The organism is Rathayibacter sp. VKM Ac-2929 (assembly GCF_022815495.1).
GTDB lineage: Bacteria > Actinomycetota > Actinomycetes > Actinomycetales > Microbacteriaceae > Rathayibacter > Rathayibacter festucae.
In genome coordinates, this window is sequence record NZ_JALGRV010000001.1 from 721,663 (window position 1) to 737,705 (window position 16,043).

Consider the following 16,043-nt stretch of genomic DNA (forward strand, 5'->3'; position numbering starts at 1 on the left):
CGCGGGCTGCTCGATCAGCACGAGCGTCCGCGGTCGGCGGCCTTCGGCTCGCTCGGGGGAGCGTCCGACGCCCTAGCATGAGTGAATGCGCATGCATGGTGATCAGACCCGGACGGGGGGTCTGCTGCGCGCCTCCGAGCTGTCGCGGGCGTCGATCGCCGTAGCCGCGCTCTTCCTGGTCTGGTCGCCCGCCGCGCACGAGTCCGGCTGGTGGCTGCTGCTCGGTCTCGGGCTCGCGGCGGCGATGGCCGTCGTCGGCGCAGTCGCCGACTCCGGCCGCGAGGTGCACGACGGACCGACGGGGGAGTGGCTCGGGCTCGCCGGCCGCGCCCTCGCGGCGTCCGCCCTCGCACTGACCGCCGCCGACTCGATCGTCGGCGCGAGCGCGCGCCCGGTCGCCGTGCTCCTGATCGTCGGCACCACCCTCTTCGTGCTCCGCGGCGGTGCCGTCCCGCCCGGGCTCGCGCGCCTGCTCCTGGGGCTCGTGCTGCTCCTCCTGCTGGCGTCCGCCGTGATCGTCGCCCTCGCGGACCCGGTCGCGGCGCCGTCGGAGACGGTGATCGGCGGTGCGGAGGGTGCCGGAACGGCGGCCGCCCTGCTGCTCGTCCTCTTCGCTCCCGCCTCGCCCGGCGAGACGCCGACGCTCGGCCGCTCGCTGCTCGGGACTGGCATCACGACCGTCGTGGCGGCCGTGATCGGCGTCGGGCTGCTGCTGCTCGTCGGTCCGCAGGAGCTCGCCGATGTCCCGGCCTCGCTCTCCGCGGTCGCAGCAGGGACCCCCGCCGCCGCCCTCGTCGGCATCGCCGCCGTGCTCGCCGCCCTTCTCGCGCTCGTCGCCCTGACGCGGCGCGACGCCTCGGCGCTCGTCCGGCTCGCGGACGCGGGCGAGATCCCCGGCCCCTTCGCCCACCGCAACCGCCGCACGGGCGTGCCCGCGGCCGGTCAGCTCGCCGTCTGCCTCGTGTCGGTGCTCGCGGTGGTCGTCCTCGACGCCGACGCCCTGCTCGCCTTCGCGGTCGCGGCCTCGCTGATCGCGCTGATCCTGCGCCGGCTGGACCGCGGAGTCGCCGGCGCGCGCTGGCCCGCGATCGTCTCCGCGGCGGGCGCGCTCGTCCTCCTGCTCGCGCTGCCCTCGGCGACGGCCGCCGCGGTCGCCGTCCTGCTCGCGCTGCTGCTCATCGTCCGCGCCTTCCGGCGCTAGCGGCCCCTAGGCGAGCGCGGCGGTCTCGACCGGCCGGCTCGGCAGCTGCAGCGCGAGCGGATCCGCCCGCACCCGCCCGAGCCCCGAGCGGACCGCGCCGAGCGCGACCGCCTGATCGCCGAGCGTCGACGGCAGGATCCGCGGCGCCGGGGCGTGCACCTCGCCCACCAGGCGCTCGGAGACCGCTGCGAGCAGCGGGCCGGCCGAGGCGGCCAGCGCCCCGCCGACGACGATCAGGGAGACGTCGAGCAGGTTGGCGACGGTCGCGGTGATGGCGGTGAGGCGGTCGATCAGCCGTGCGACGACGGCGGAGGCCAGCGGATCGCCCGCGTCGGCCGCGGCCAGCACCTCGGCGGCCCCGGGCTGCGCCACGGCGTCGAGGAGCGACGCCGGCCGGCCCGCCACGGCCAGCGCCTCGCGGGCCCAGGTCCGTGCGAGGGCGGCGATGCCCTCCGCCGAGCCGACGCCCTCGACCAGGTCGAGGTAGCGCATCTCGCCGGTGAGCCCGCGGGCGCCGCGCAGCAGCGAGCCGCCGAGCACGATCCCGCCGCCGAGCCGCTCGCCGGAGAGCAGCGCCAGGTAGTCGTCGCAGCCGATCGCCGCGCCGCGCCAGCCCTCGGCCAGCGCGGCGAGGTTCGCGTCGTTGTCGACCACCGGCGACCAGCCGCGGCCGGAGTAGTGGTCCACGAGCCCGGGGTTCATCGCACCCCAGAAGCCGTTGTCGCCCGCGGGGGAGTGGCCGAGCGCGTCGACGGGAGCCGGGACGCCGAGGGTGAGCGCGAGGACCTCGTCGTCGGTCACGCCGGCGAGGAGGAGGGCGCGGTCGAGGACCCGGTCGATGTCGGCGACGCGGCGCTCGTGCGGAAGGTCCTCGACTCGCTCGTGATCGACGGGCTCGACGTGCCGCACGAGGGTCTCGCCGAGCAGGTCGGCGACGAAGACGCCGACGCTGTGCTGCCCGGCGTCGACGCCCACGACGACGCCCGCGCGGCGGCGGAGTGCGTACCGGCGCGCAGGCCGGCCCTTGACGTAGTCGCCGGCGGCGCGCTGATTCTCCAGCTCCTCCAGCCAGCCGAGCTCGATCAGGTCATCGCAGACGGCGATGACGGTGGAGCGGGTGAGGCCGGTGCGCTCGATCAGAGCGGAGGCGGTCACCGCCTCGCCGGTCCAGGCGCACTCGAGCACGTCGAGCGCGCTGCGCCGGCGCTGGAACGAGCCGGTGCTCACGGAGAGCCTGCTCTCGGACATCGAGTCCCCCTTCCCCTTGACCTCGGCCGGATCGGCTGCAACAGTACATCGCGTACTAGATCTACTACCTAGATTTAGTCACCGAAGCAACTTATCCGCAACCCGGGAGACGACGAAGTGCCCCTCACCACCACCGCCCTCAGCCGGCGCACTCTGCTCACCGCGGCGGGTGCCGGCGCCGCCGCGCTCGGCCTCGCCGCCTGCGCCTCCCCTTCCGGTTCGGGCGGGGTCACCGAGATCACCTTCTTCCAGTCCAAGCCCGAGGTGATCGGCTACTTCGACGAGGTCATCGACCGCTTCCACGCCGCGCAGTCGCGGGTGCGGGTCGTGCACGACTTCTCCTCGAACCTCTCGGCCGGCTTCGTCCGCACCAACCCGCCGGACCTCGGCTGCCTGAACTACAACTTCGAGGTCGCGCGGTTCGTCGAGCGAGGCGCCCTGAGCGACCTGTCCGACATGGCCGAGGCGAAGCGGATCAATCCCGACCTGCAGCCGCTGATCGAGCAGACCGCGTCCTACCCGGGCCGCACCAGCGTGCTGCCCTACTCGCTGATGATGTCGGCGGTGCTCTACAACCGCGAGATCTTCGCCGCGCAGAACCTCGAGGTGCCGACCACCTGGACCGAGTTCCTCGCGGTCTGCGACGCACTGACCGCGGCGGGAATCACCCCGATCTACGGCACCTACAAGGACCCGTGGACCGTCGCGCAGGGGCTGTTCGACTACTCCGTCGGCGGCACCGTCGACCTCGAGTCCTTCTTCTCGCAGCTGAAGGAGCAGGGCGCCGACGTCGGCCCCTCCTCGCCGGTCTCGTTCGAGAAGGACTTCGCCGCTCCCGTCGAGCAGATGGTGCAGCTCGCCGGCTACGCGCAGCCGAACGCCGCCAGCCGCGCGTACGGCGACGGCAACCTCGCCTTCTCGAACGGCGAGGCGGCGATGTACTTCCAGGGCCCGTGGGCGCTGAGCGAGATCGCGAAGACCGCCCCGGACCTCTCGATCGGCGCCTTCCCGCTGCCGATGACGGACGACCCCGACGAGCGCCGCGTGCGGGTGAACGTCGACCTCGCGCTGTGGATCCCGGAGGCCTCGACCAAGAAGGCGGCGGCGCGCGAGTTCCTCTCCTTCCTGATGCAGCCCGAGATCATCGACGCCTACAACGCCGACAACAACGCCTTCGGCGTCACCACCGACGCCCCCGCCGTCACCCAGCCCACCCTCGTCGAGCTCCAGGAGTTCTACGACCGGGCGGCGTTCAGCCTCGGCGCCTCGCAGCTCGTGCCGCAGAACATCCCGCTGCAGAACTACGTCCAGGGCGTCGCCCTCGGCTCCGACCCCGCCGCGACGCTCCGCACGATCGACGCCGACTGGGCGCGCATCGCGTTCCGCTCCTAGACCTCCCCGACCACCTCTCAGAGACGAGACACCATGGCCCTCTCCGCCCCCGCCCGCCCGGAGGAGCGCACCGTCGCGACTCCCCGCGCCGCCGTCGCCCCGCGACGGAAGCCGCGCACCGACCGCACCTTCCTGCTCTACCTGCTCCCCGCGCTCGTGCTCTTCACGCTCGCGATCACCCTGCCCGCGCTGATGGGGATCTTCTTCAGCTTCACCGACTCGATCGGCTTCGGCGAGTGGAGCTTCATCGGTCTCACGAACTACGTCGCGCTGTTCTCCGACCCGGCGATCCTCGCCTCCTACGGCTTCACCGTGGGGCTCGCGCTGGTCACGGTGCTCGCGGTCAACGTGATCGCGTTCCTCCTGGCGATCGCGCTCACCTCGCAGATCCGCGGCAAGGTCGCGCTGCGGGCCGTGTTCGTGCTGCCGATGGTCGTCTCGGGCATCATCATCGCGTTCGTCTTCAACTTCCTCTTCTCCAACTCGCTGCCCGCCTTCGCGCAGTCGGTCGGAGCGACGCCGCTGGCCAGCAGCATCCTCGCGGACCCGAATCTCGCCTGGCTCGCGATCGTGATCGTGACCGCCTGGCAGGCCGTGCCCTCCGCACTGCTGATCTACATCGCCGGCGTGCTCTCGATCCCCGGCGACGTCTACGAGGCCGCCTCGCTCGACGGCGCGTCCAGCTGGGGGCAGCTGCGCTCGATCACGCTGCCGCTGGTCGCGGGCTACGTCGTGATCAACCTCGTGATCGGCTTCAAGAACTTCCTCAACTCCTACGACATCATCGTCGGCCTGACCGACGGCGGCCCCGGGACCTCGACCCGCAGCGTCGCGATGACGATCTTCTCCGGCTTCACCAGCGGCGACTACGCCTACCAGATGGCCAACGCCACGATCTTCTTCCTCATCGCGCTCGTGATCGCGCTCGTACAGCTGCGCGTCTCGCGCGGAAAGGCGGCCTTCTGATGACCAGCCAGGTCCCCCTCGCCCCGTCCCTCCCCGGCACCCGCGCCGCCGTCGACGCCGACGCCCGTCGCGGGGGGAAGCGGCGGCGCTCGAGCCTCCTGCTCACCCTCGTCCTCGTGGTCTGCGCCCTCTCGGTGATCGGCCCCCTGTGGGTGACGCTGACCATGGCCTTCAAGACCGGCGCCCAGGCGGTGGACGGCAACGCCTTCTCGATCCCGCTGCCGTTCTCGGTCGACGGCTTCGTCCAGGCCTGGAACCTCACCGACTTCCCGCGCGGCTTCGCCGTCTCGGTCTTCGTCTCGGCGATCACGGTCGGCGGCACCATCGTCCTCTCGGCCCTCGCCGCGTTCGCGATCTCGCGCAACTGGAGCAAGCGCTTCTACCGCTGGTCGTTCTTCTACCTGCTCGCGGCGATGTTCCTGCCGTTCCCGGTGCTCGCGCTGTCGCAGGTCTCGCTCACCGGACTCGTCGGACTCGACAACCCGCTCGGCGTCGCGATCCTGCACGTGATGTTCCAGCTCAGCTTCAGCGTGATGCTCTTCACCGCGTTCCTGCGCTCGCTGCCCGAGGAGCTCGAGGAGAGCGCCCGGCTCGACGGCGCGACCACCAATCAGGTCTTCTGGCGGCTCGTCTTCCCGCTGCTCGCCCCGATGAGCGCGACGGTCGGCATCTTCGCCTTCCTCGCCTCCTGGAACGACTTCATGATGCCGTCGCTGATCACTTCGGACCCGTCGCTGCAGACGCTCCCGGTGCTGCAGAAGATCTTCCAGACCCAGTTCAGCAACGACTACAACGTCGCCTTCGCCTCCTACCTGATGGCGATGGCCCCGGCGATCATCGTCTACCTGTTCACCCAGCGCTGGGTCATGTCCGGAGTGACTCAAGGCGCCATCAAATGACGCGCTGACGCGCTGCCGCTCCCTCTTCTTGCTGGTCGAGTAGCCCCGGAGGGGCGTATCGAGACCCACGTCATCGAGAGGCCGGCCTCGAAGCAGCAGCCCTGGCGAGGCGGATCTCGATACGCCCGCTGCGCGGGCTGCTCGATCAGCGAAGGCTGCGCGCAGCTCGGTGAGCGGAGATGCCGGCCGCGGCCGACGACAGACCAGACCACACACCACGACGAACGGAAGGACACCCGTGACGGACACGGTACTCAGCAGGAGCGGAACGACCGAGGACGCCCAGTGGTGGCGGCAGGCGGCCGTCTACCAGATCTACCCGCGGAGCTTCGCGGACGCGAACGGCGACGGGATCGGCGACCTCGCCGGCATCCTCGAGCGGATCCCGTACCTGCGGGAGCTCGGGATCGACGCCGTCTGGCTCAGCCCGTTCTACCCGTCGGCGCTGGCCGACGGCGGCTACGACGTGGCCGACTACCGCGACGTCGACCCGCGGATCGGCACCCTGGCCGAGTTCGACGAGCTGACCGCCCGCCTGCACGAGAGCGGCATCCGCGTGATCGTCGACATCGTGCCCAACCACTCCTCCGACCTGCATCCGTGGTTCCAGGAGGCGCTAGCCGCCCCGAAGGGCTCGCCCGCCCGGGAGCGCTACGTCTTCCGCGACGGCCGCGGTGAGGACGGCGCCCTGCGGCCGAGCGACTGGGAGTCCGTCTTCGGCGGCCCCGCCTGGGAGCCGGTCGGCGACGGCCAGTGGTACCTGCACCTCTTCGCGAAGGAGCAGCCCGACTGGAACTGGGCGAACCGCGAGATCCGCGACGACTTCCTCGAGACCCTCCGCTTCTGGTCCGACCGCGGCGTCGACGGCTTCCGGATCGACGTGGCGCACTCGCTGGTCAAGGACCTCACCGAGCCGCTCCCCGCGGCCGCCGAGATCGACGGCCAGCGGATCGACGGCAGCCACCCGTTCTGGGACCGCGACGAGGTGCACGAGGTCTACGCCGAGTGGCGCGCCCTCTTCGACTCCTACGACCCGCCGCGCACCGCCGTCGCGGAGGCCTGGGTCGACGCCTCCCGCCGCGCCCGCTACGCGAGCCCCGAGGGGCTCGGCCAGGCCTTCAACTTCGACCTGCTCGAGGCCGACCTCGACGCGGAGGAGTTCCGCCGGCTGATCACCTTCAACCTCGAGCTGGCCGCGGAGTCGGGTTCGTCGACGACCTGGGTGCTCTCCAACCACGACGTCGTCCGGCACGCGACCCGCTACGGGCTCCCGCAGAAGGGCGCGGCCGAGACCGCCCCCGCGAAGCAGTGGCTGCTCAGCGGGGGAGCGGAGCCGGTGCTCGACCGCGCTCTGGGGCTCCGCCGCGCCCGCGCCGCCACTCTCCTGCTGCTGGCCCTGCCGGGCTCGGCCTACCTGTACCAGGGCGAGGAGCTCGGCCTGCACGAGGTGGCCTGCATCCCGGACGCCGACCGTCAGGACCCGACGTTCTTCCGCAGCGGCGGCACCGACGTCGGCCGCGACGGCTGCCGCGTCCCACTGCCCTGGGAGGCGACCGGCGACTCCTTCGGCTTCGGCCCCGGTGGCGCGCACCTGCCCCAGCCCGCCTGGTTCGCCGACTCCTCCGTCGAGGCGGAGGAGCTCGCCGAGGACTCGACGCTCGCGCTCTACCGCAGCGCCCTCGCGCTCCGGCACGAGCTGCAGACCGACGAGAGCCTGGAGTGGCGGGACGCGCAGCCCGGCGTGCTGCACTTCGCGCGCCCGAACGGCTGGCACTCGGTGACCAACCTCGGCGAGGAGCCGGTCGCGCTCCCCGAGGGCGAGGTGCTGCTCGCGAGCGCCCCGCTCGAGGGGCGCCTGCTGCCGCCGGCCACGACGGTCTGGCTGCGCTGACCGGCGACCCGGCGACCCGTCGCTCCGCACGACGAAGGCGCCCCCGCCCGCGGGATCCGAGGATCCGACGGGCGGGGGCGCCTTCTGCAGGCCTGCTGCCAGGCGGTGCTGCCGCGGGTCAGTGCGTGGACGGGTCCTGCTCGACCTCGGAGCGGTCGCCCGACCACAGCGTGTGGAAGGTGCCCTCCTTGTCGACGCGCTGGTAGGTGTGCGCGCCGAAGAAGTCGCGCTGGCCCTGCACGAGGGCGGCGGGCAGTCGCTCGGAGGCGAGCGAGTCGTAGTACGACAGCGCGGCGCCGAAGCCGGGGATCGGCACGCCCGAGAGCGCGGCGGTGGAGACGATGCGGCGCCAGGCGGCCTCGCCGTTGGCGACGGCCTCGGCGAAGTACGGGTCCTCGAGCAGCGTCGTGATCTCCGCGTTCTCGGCGTAGGCGTCGACGATGCGGTTGAGGAACTGGGCGCGGATGATGCATCCCGCGCGCCAGATCTTCGCGACGGCGCCCTTGTCGATCTCCCAGCCGTACTTCTCGGCGCCGGCGATGATCGCGTCGAAGCCCTGCGAGTAGGCGACGACCTTGGAGGCGTAGAGGGCGGCGCGGACGTCGTCCTCGAAGCCGTCGTAGAGGGCGACGGGCGTGGGGCGCGAGGTGACGCGCTTCTGCACGGCGGCGCGCTGCGCGGGCTTCGAGGAGACGGCGCGGGCGAAGACCGCCTCGGCGATGCCGCCGACGGGCACGCCCAGGTCGAGCGCGTTCTGCACGGTCCAGACTCCGGTGCCCTTGGAGCCGGCCTGGTCGAGCACGATGTCGAGGAAGGGCTTGCCGGTGTCGGCGTCGACCTGGCGGAGCACCTCGGCGGTGATCTCGATGAGGTACGACTCGAGGTCGCCCTTGTTCCAGGCGTCGAAGACGTCGGCGATCGCGGCGGGCTCGTGGCCGCCGACCGTGCGGAGCAGGTCGTAGGCCTCGGCGATGAGCTGCATGTCGGCGTACTCGATGCCGTTGTGGATCATCTTGACGAAGTGGCCGGCGCCGTCGGTGCCGATGTGGGTGACGCAGGGCTCGCCCTCGGCGACCGCCGCGATCGAGGCGAGGATCGGGCCGAGGGTCTTGTACGACTCGACCGAGCCGCCGGGCATGATCGACGGTCCCTTGAGCGCGCCCTCCTCGCCGCCGGAGATGCCGGTGCCGACGAAGTGGATGCCGGTCTCGCGGACGGTCTTCTCGCGGCGGATGGTGTCGGTGAACAGCGCGTTGCCGCCGTCGACGATGATGTCGCCGGGCTCGAACGCGGCGGTCAGCTGCTCGATCACGGCGTCGGTGCCGCGGCCGGCCTGGACCATGATGATCGCCGTGCGCGGGGTCTTCAGTGAGGCGGCGAAGGCCTCGATGGTCTCCGAGGCGACGAAGCCGGCCTCGGGGTGCTCGGTGATCAGCGTCTCGGTGCGCCCGGAGGAGCGGTTGTAGACGGCGACGGTGTTGCCCTCGCGGCTGGCGAGATTGCGGGCCAGGTTCGAGCCCATCACCGCCAGACCGACGACTCCGATGTTGGCTGTGGCGGTGGGCTGGTCAGACACGGTTCTCCTCGACGTACACGTTCAGGGTTGACGGATCCAGGCTAGCGCCGGGGTCGGACGCGCAGCCGGGAGCGGCCGTGCACGGAGGTCCTCCCTCCGCCGCACGGCCGTTCAGACCTCAGGCGCCGTGGCCCTCGGGGACGACCTCGGCGGGGATCGGCGGGCCGGGCGGAGTGCCGTCGCCGAACGGGCGGCCGCCGAGCTCCTCGCGGTGCGAGGGGACGAGCCAGCCGGACAGGTCCGGGCCCTTCGGCACGACGCCGGTCGGGTTGATGTCGCGCTGCACCTCGTAGTAGTGCGACTTGATGTGCGTGAAGTCGATCGTGTCGCCGAACCCCGGGGTCGCGAACAGGTCGCGGGCGTAGCCCCAGAGGGCCGGCATCGCCGAGAGCAGGTTCCGGTTGGCCTTGAAGTGGCTGTAGTAGACGGCGTCGAAGCGGGCGAGCGTCGTGAAGAGACGGACGTCGGCCTCGGTGATCGTGTCGCCGACGAGGTAGCGCTGCGTGCTGAGCCGCTCCTCCAGCCAGTCGAGTCGCGCCCAGAGTGCGTCGTAGGCCCGCTCGTACGACTTCTGCGAGCCCGCGAAGCCGCACTTGTAGACGCCGTTGTTGACGTCCTGGAAGACCAGCTCCGCGACCTCGTCGATCTCGTCGCGGTGCTCCTCCGGGTACAGGTCCGGGGCTCCGTCGCGGTGGAACTGCGTCCACTCCCGCGAGAAGTCGAGCGTCATCACCGGGTAGTCGTTGGTGACGACCTGGCCGGTGGGGATGTCGACGATCGCCGGCACGGTGATGCCGCGCGGGTAGTCGGGGAAGCGGGCGAGGAACGCGTCCTGCAGGCGCGGGATGCCGAGCACCGGGTCGACGCCGCCCGGGTCGAGGTCGAAGGTCCAGCTGCGCTTGTCGTGCGTCGGGCCGCAGATGCCCATCGACAGCGCGTCCTCGAGGCCGAGCAGGCGGCGGACGATCACGGCGCGGTTCGCCCACGGGCAGGCGCGCGAGACGACGAGCCGGTAGCGGCCCGCCTCGACGGGGTAGCCGTCGCGGCCGTCCGCGGTGATGCGGGTCGGGATGTAGTTGGTGTCGCGGTGGAAGCCGTTCTTCTCGACGTAGGAGCCGAAGTCGTCAGAAGTCATGCCCGCACGCTAGCCAGCCCGGCTGGGGGCGCGGTAGGGGCGCCCGCGGGTGGCGGCTCGGCCGCGCGGCCGGTAGGGTGGGCAGCTGAACTTCGGCGAGGGATGCCCCGTGCATCCGTGATCGACGCGGTGGAACCAGGTGGAGCTCCGGAAGGAGCGCCGCGGACCTTTCCTCACGCAGACACGCGTTCGAGTCGAAACCCCGTCCGCGGCCCCAGGCCGGGACCCGAGCAGGCGGCGCACGGCGCCGTCCAGGAGAACACCATGGCAGAACTCACCAACAAGGTCGTCGCCGAGGTCCGCACCTCGTTCGGCAAGGGAGCGGCCCGCAAGATCCGCGCCCAGAACAAGATCCCCGCGGTCCTCTACGGCCACGGCACCGAGCCCGTGCACGTCACGCTGCCCGGCCACCAGATCCTCCTGCTGACCCGCAAGGCGAACGCGATCCTCGAGCTCGACATCGAGGGCGTCGCCCAGACGTCGCTGGTCAAGGACATCCAGCGCGACCCGGTCCGCCAGATCATCGAGCACATCGACCTCGCGGTCATCCGTCTCGGCGAGAAGGTCTCGGTCGACATCCCCGTGCACGTCGAGGGCGAGGCCGCTCCCGGCACGCTCGTCTCCACCGAGGCGAACACGCTCTCGCTCGAGGTCGACGCCACGAAGATCCCGCAGAACGTCGTCGTCTCGGTCGAGGGACTCGAGGCCGGCACGCAGATCACCGCCGCCGACGTCACCCTCCCCGAGGGCGCCACGCTGCTCACCGACCCCGAGGCGCTCATCGTGAACGTCACCGAGGAGGTCGAGCAGGACCTGGGCGAGGAGGGCGAGCCCACCACGCCGGCCGAGCCCACCGAGGCCGCCGAGTAGTCGGAGCACCACCCGCACGAACGGGCCCGCCGCGATCGCGAGCGGGCCCGTTCCGCGTCCGGGGGCTGCGCCCCGCGGAAGACGTCGCTGCTGAGCGCATCGAGAAGAGGGAACGAGATGGGCGAGACCTGGCTGGTCGTCGGACTGGGCAACCCGGGCGCGCAGTACGCGCGCAACCGGCACAACGTGGGGCAGATGGTGCTCGACGAGCTCGCGACCCGGATCGGCGGCTCGTTCCGCCGGCACAACCGCGCGAACGCCGTGGTCGCCGAGGGCTTCCTCCGCCCCGGCGGACCGAAGCTGATCCTCGGCAAGCCGAACAGCTTCATGAACCTCTCGGGCGGCCCGACCGCGCAGCTGCTCGACTTCTACTCCCTCGCGCCCGAGCGCCTGATCGTCGTGCACGACGAGCTCGACATCCCCTTCGACACCCTGCGCCTCAAGAACGGCGGCGGCCACGGCGGCCACAACGGCATCCGCGACATCCTCGCCGCGACCGACGGCGCCGACTTCCTCCGCGTGCGCGTCGGCATCGGCCGCCCGCCCGGCCGCCAGCCCGCCGCCGACTTCGTCCTCAAGGACTTCGCGGGCCCCGAGCGCGAGAACCTGCCGATCCTGATCGCCGACGCCGCCGACGCCGTCGAGCTCATCGCCGACGCCGGCCTCCAGGCCGCCCAGCTGAAGGTCCACACGACCCCGTAGCGCCGGATCCCGCTACGGGCCGCTGCGCGGATCATGCTGGTCGAGTAGCCCCGCAGGGGCGTATCGAGACCCGGCGTCCTCAGCCCGGAGGATCTCGATACGGCCGCTGCGCGCCCTACTCGATCAGCATGCAGTGGGCGCCCGGCAGACGGCGACGCGCCCTCCGAGCGTCGCCCCTGTCCTGAACGCGGACCCATCCGTCAAGAACGGTCGCCTCAGCCGCTCCCGGACAACCACCCCTGACGGATCAAGATGCAGCACCCGGCAGACCAGCCGATCGCCGCGAAGGCGATTTCGAAATCGCGTGCCAAGCGATTTCGAAGAGCCGATCGCAGGACGCTCTGCGGAACGCACCCCGCGCCCGACCCGACCGCGCCGCGCCGGGCAGGGACCGGCGTGGACCGACGTCCGACACCGGCCGAGGCCGGTGTCGGAGGTCGGCAGTAAACTCCTCCGGTGCCTCTCAACCGGATCATCTCGGCGCTCGCGCGCGCCTCCACGTTCGACGACGCTCTCGCGTTCGCGATCCGCGACGCCGATTTCTCCGTGGCCGACGGCCTCCGCGTCCCCCTGCTGGCGGGCCTGCTGGAGCGCCGCGCCGAGGCCGACCGTCCGCAGGCCGCGCTCGTCGTCACCGCGACCGGCCGCGACTCCGAGAACGTCCGCGCCTCTCTCAGCTGCGTCCTGCCGGACGCCGAGGTCGTCGAGTTCCCGGCGTGGGAGACGCTGCCGCACGAGCGCCTCAGCCCGAGCGCCGAGATCGTCGGCCGCCGCCTCGACGCCCTGCGCCGGATGAAGACCTGGTCCGGTGAGAAGCCGCTCGTCGTCGTCGCCTCGGTGCGCGCCGCGCTGCAGCCGGTCGCCGACAACCTCGCCGACATCGCGCCGATCCGCCTGGTCAAGGGCGGCCGCGGCTACGACCTCGGCCGGATCTCGTCCGAGCTGGTCGACCTCGCCTACTCGCGGGTCGACATGGTCACCCGGCGCGGAGAGTTCGCGGTCCGCGGCGGCATCCTCGACGTCTTCCCGGCTGTGGCCGAGCACCCGAGCCGCATCGACTTCTTCGGCGACGAGGTCGACTCGATCCGCGGCTTCTCCGTCGCCGACCAGCGCTCGCTGCCGGGGGAGGCCGACTCCGTCGTGCTGCCGCCGAGCCGCGAGCTGCTGCTCGTGCCGGCCGTCCGGCAGCGCGCCCGGGAGATGCTGCACGAGTTCCCGAGCCTCTCCGCGATGCTCGCGAAGATCGCCGAGGGCATCCCGGTGGAGGGGATGGAGTCGCTCGCCCCCGCGCTGCTGGAGCGCCTCGTCCCGATCTCGCACTACCTCCCGGCCGGCGCCGCGGTGGCCGTGCTCGCCCCCGAGCGGGTCGCCACGCGCGCGATCAGCCTCGCCGAGACGAACCGCGAGTTCCTCCAGGCCGCGTGGAGCGCCGCGACCGCCGGCGCCGAGGCCCCGATCGACCTGGCGTCCGGCGAGTTCATCTCGCTCGGCGCCCTCCGCGACGCCGTGAAGTTCAGCGCCCCCGGCGCCGAGACCCCCGACCACCCGTGGTGGACGATGAGCACCTTCCGCCAGGGTCCCGCCGCCGGCGAGGCCGCGGTGCTGCCGGAGGACCTCGGGATCGACGAGATCCTCGCTGTCCGCGTCGACGGCGAGCCCGTGCCCGGCTTCGGCGGCGCGGTCGAGGGCGCCCTCGCGCACGTGCGCGCCCGCCTGGCGGACGGCTGGAGCGTGGTGCTGACCGCCCCCGGCACAGGCACCGTCGAGCGCACCGACCAGGTGCTCGCCGAGCACGAGGTCGCCGCGCGCATCGTCCCCGACCTGCCGGCCGAGCTCGAGCCCGGCCTCGCCTACGTGCTCCAGGCCAACGTCGACCACGGCTTCGAGGTCGACGGCGCCAAGGTCGCGCTGCTCACCGACACGGAGTTCTACGGCCGCACCGTCGGCTACGACTCCCGCGCCGTGAAGAAGCTCGCCTCGCGCCGGAAGAACGTCGTCGACCCGCTGCAGCTCAGCCCCGGCGACTTCGTCGTGCACGCCACGCACGGCATCGGCCGCTTCGTCGAGCTCTCGCAGCGCGAGGTCTCCAGCGGCGGGCGCAACGCCGTGAAGACCCGGCGCGAGTACCTCGTCCTCGAGTACGCGCCCAGCAAGCGCGGCTTCCCGGGCGACAAGCTGCTGGTCCCGACCGACCAGCTCGACCTCCTCTCCCGGTACGTCGGCGGCGAGGCCCCCGCGCTGAGCAAGATGGGCGGCAGCGACTGGGCGCAGGCGAAGAGCAAGGCGCGCCGCGCGGTCCGCGACATCGCGGTCGAGCTGGTGAAGCTCTACTCCGCCCGGATGGCCTCGCGTGGGCACTCGTTCCCGCCGGACACCCCGTGGCAGCGCGAGCTGGAGGAGGCGTTCCCGTTCGCGGAGACGCCCGACCAGCTGACCGTGATCGACGAGGTCAAGGCAGACATGGAGCGGCCGATCCCGATGGACCGCCTGCTCTCCGGTGACGTGGGCTTCGGCAAGACCGAGGTCGCCGTGCGCGCCGCGTTCAAGGCGATCCAGGACGGCAAGCAGGTCGCGATGCTCGTGCCGACCACCCTGCTCGTGCGCCAGCACCTCGAGACGTTCCAGGAGCGCTTCGCCGGCTTCCCGGTGCACCTGCGCGCCCTCAGCCGCTTCCAGAGCGCGAAGGAGTCGAAGGAGACGATCGAGGGCCTCGCCGACGGCACCGTCGACATGGTCATCGCGACGCACCGCCTCCTCAGCGACAACATCATCTTCAAGGACCTCGGCCTCCTCGTGATCGACGAGGAGCAGCGCTTCGGCGTCGAGCACAAGGAGAAGCTGAAGGCGCTGAAGAAGAACGTCGACATCCTCTCGATGAGCGCGACGCCCATCCCGCGCACGCTCGAGATGGCGGTCACCGGCATCCGCGAGATGTCGACGCTGGCGACGCCGCCGGAGGAGCGCCACCCGATCCTCACCTTCGTCGGCCCGTACTCGGAGAAGCAGGTCTCGGCCGCGATCCGGCGAGAGCTGCTGCGCGAGGGCCAGGTGTTCTTCGTGCACAACCGCGTCTCGACGATCAACCGGGTCGCTGCGCAGCTCGCCGAGCTGGTGCCGGAGGCGCGCATCGCCGTCGCGCACGGCAAGCTCAGCGAGTCGCAGCTCGAACGGATCATCGTCGACTTCTGGGAGCGCAAGTTCGACGTGCTCGTCTCGACGACCATCGTCGAGACCGGCCTCGACATCCCGAACGCGAACACGCTGATCGTCGACCGCGCCGACAAGTACGGCCTCTCGCAGCTGCACCAGCTGCGCGGGCGGGTCGGCCGCGGCCGCGAGCGGGCCTACGCCTACCTCCTCTACGACGAGATGAAGCCGCTGTCGGAGACCGCGCACGACCGCCTGCAGACGCTCGCCGCCAACTCCGACCTCGGCGGCGGCATGCAGATCGCGCTGAAGGACCTCGAGATCCGCGGCGCGGGCAACCTGCTCGGTGGCGAGCAGTCCGGCCACATCCAGGGCGTCGGCTTCGACCTCTACCTGCGGATGATCGGCGAGGCCGTCGACGGCTTCCGGGGCGAGGTGGCGGAGGGCCAGACCGAGCTGCGGCTCGAGCTGCCGGTCGACGCGCGGATCCCGGAGGAGTACGTCGACAGCGAACGGCTGCGCCTGGAGGCGTACCAGAAGCTGTCCGCGGCGACCTCGCCGACCGCGAAGGAGGGCAGCGTCGACCTCGTGGTCGAGGAGCTGACCGACCGCTACGGCGAGCTGCCCGAGGCGGTGGAGAACCTCGTCCTGGTCTCGCGGCTGCGGATGCGGGCGCAGCGCGCCGGCCTCAGCGACGTGGTCGCGATGGGCTCGAACGTCCGCGTCGCGCCGGCGCACCTCGCCGACTCGATCCAGGTGCGACTGCGCCGGATGTACCCGACCGCGAAGTACCTGCAGCAGGCGAACGCCGTGGTCGTGCCGATGCCGGTGCACGACGGCGTCCCGCTCGGCGACCGCGCGCTGATCGACTGGGTCGCGAACCTGCTCGACGCGCTCTTCCCCGAGCCCGCCGCCGTCGCGAGCTGACCGCCGGAACCCTCTCGGTCGGGCGGCGCCACCGTTCCGGACGCCGCCCGACGACATCGATCCCGACGACACCGACCCCCGACGACACC

Annotated in this window: 11 protein-coding genes; 8 read left to right on the forward strand and 3 right to left on the reverse strand. The window is 71.8% G+C overall.

All coding sequences use genetic code 11. From position 1 onward, the window contains the following. Positions 1-85 precede the first annotated feature (85 nt). Entirely contained in the window at positions 86-1,201 is a 1,116-nt protein-coding gene (locus MT355_RS03175; RefSeq protein WP_243598497.1) for a hypothetical protein, read from the forward strand. A gap of 6 nt (positions 1,202-1,207) precedes the next feature. On the opposite strand, the gene MT355_RS03180 is transcribed toward MT355_RS03175, so the two are convergent. Then, entirely contained in the window at positions 1,208-2,449 is a 1,242-nt protein-coding gene (locus MT355_RS03180) for an ROK family protein (protein ID WP_243598498.1), read from the reverse strand. 117 nt (positions 2,450-2,566) lie between these two features. Here MT355_RS03180 and MT355_RS03185 point away from each other — a divergent pair, with 117 nt between their 5' ends. The 4 genes from MT355_RS03185 (at position 2,567) to MT355_RS03200 (ending at position 7,597) form a co-directional block, all read left to right on the forward strand. Then, positions 2,567-3,841, forward strand: a complete 1,275-nt coding sequence (locus tag MT355_RS03185; protein WP_123705143.1) for an ABC transporter substrate-binding protein — start codon at positions 2,567-2,569, stop codon at positions 3,839-3,841. A gap of 33 nt (positions 3,842-3,874) precedes the next feature. Next, entirely contained in the window at positions 3,875-4,807 is a 933-nt protein-coding gene (locus MT355_RS03190) for a carbohydrate ABC transporter permease (protein WP_123447627.1), read from the forward strand. After that, positions 4,807-5,706: a carbohydrate ABC transporter permease gene (locus MT355_RS03195; protein WP_123705141.1), complete on the forward strand. Its 900-nt coding sequence runs from the start codon at positions 4,807-4,809 to the stop codon at positions 5,704-5,706. The genes MT355_RS03190 and MT355_RS03195 overlap by 1 nt, the downstream gene beginning before the upstream one ends. A gap of 238 nt (positions 5,707-5,944) precedes the next feature. Further along, a complete protein-coding gene (locus MT355_RS03200; RefSeq protein WP_243598499.1) occupies positions 5,945-7,597 on the forward strand; it encodes an alpha-amylase family glycosyl hydrolase in 1,653 nt (550 codons plus the stop codon). Between the two features lie 118 nt (positions 7,598-7,715). On the opposite strand, the gene gndA is transcribed toward MT355_RS03200, so the two are convergent. Together gndA and MT355_RS03210 are read right to left on the reverse strand one after the other, a co-directional pair. Next, positions 7,716-9,173, reverse strand: coding sequence for an NADP-dependent phosphogluconate dehydrogenase (gene gndA, locus MT355_RS03205; RefSeq protein WP_308197292.1), 1,458 nt, complete (start codon positions 9,171-9,173; stop codon positions 7,716-7,718). Positions 9,174-9,291: 118 nt separating this feature from the next. Further along, positions 9,292-10,308 (reverse strand): glutathione S-transferase family protein, encoded by a 1,017-nt coding sequence (locus MT355_RS03210; protein ID WP_243598500.1) that lies wholly within the window; start codon positions 10,306-10,308, stop codon positions 9,292-9,294. A 264-nt stretch (positions 10,309-10,572) separates the two neighbouring features. On the opposite strand from MT355_RS03210, the gene MT355_RS03215 reads away from it, so the two are divergent. The 3 genes from MT355_RS03215 to mfd all read left to right on the forward strand — a co-directional run bounded on the left by MT355_RS03215 (position 10,573) and on the right by mfd (position 15,954). Beyond that, complete coding sequence (locus MT355_RS03215; protein ID WP_123447622.1) at positions 10,573-11,178, forward strand: 50S ribosomal protein L25/general stress protein Ctc; 606 nt, start codon at positions 10,573-10,575, stop codon at positions 11,176-11,178. 117 nt (positions 11,179-11,295) lie between these two features. Then, entirely contained in the window at positions 11,296-11,880 is a 585-nt protein-coding gene (gene pth, locus MT355_RS03220) for an aminoacyl-tRNA hydrolase (RefSeq protein WP_123737724.1), read from the forward strand. Positions 11,881-12,336: 456 nt separating this feature from the next. After that, positions 12,337-15,954 (forward strand): transcription-repair coupling factor, encoded by a 3,618-nt coding sequence (mfd, locus tag MT355_RS03225; RefSeq protein ID WP_243598501.1) that lies wholly within the window; start codon positions 12,337-12,339, stop codon positions 15,952-15,954. Positions 15,955-16,043: the final 89 nt, after the last annotated feature.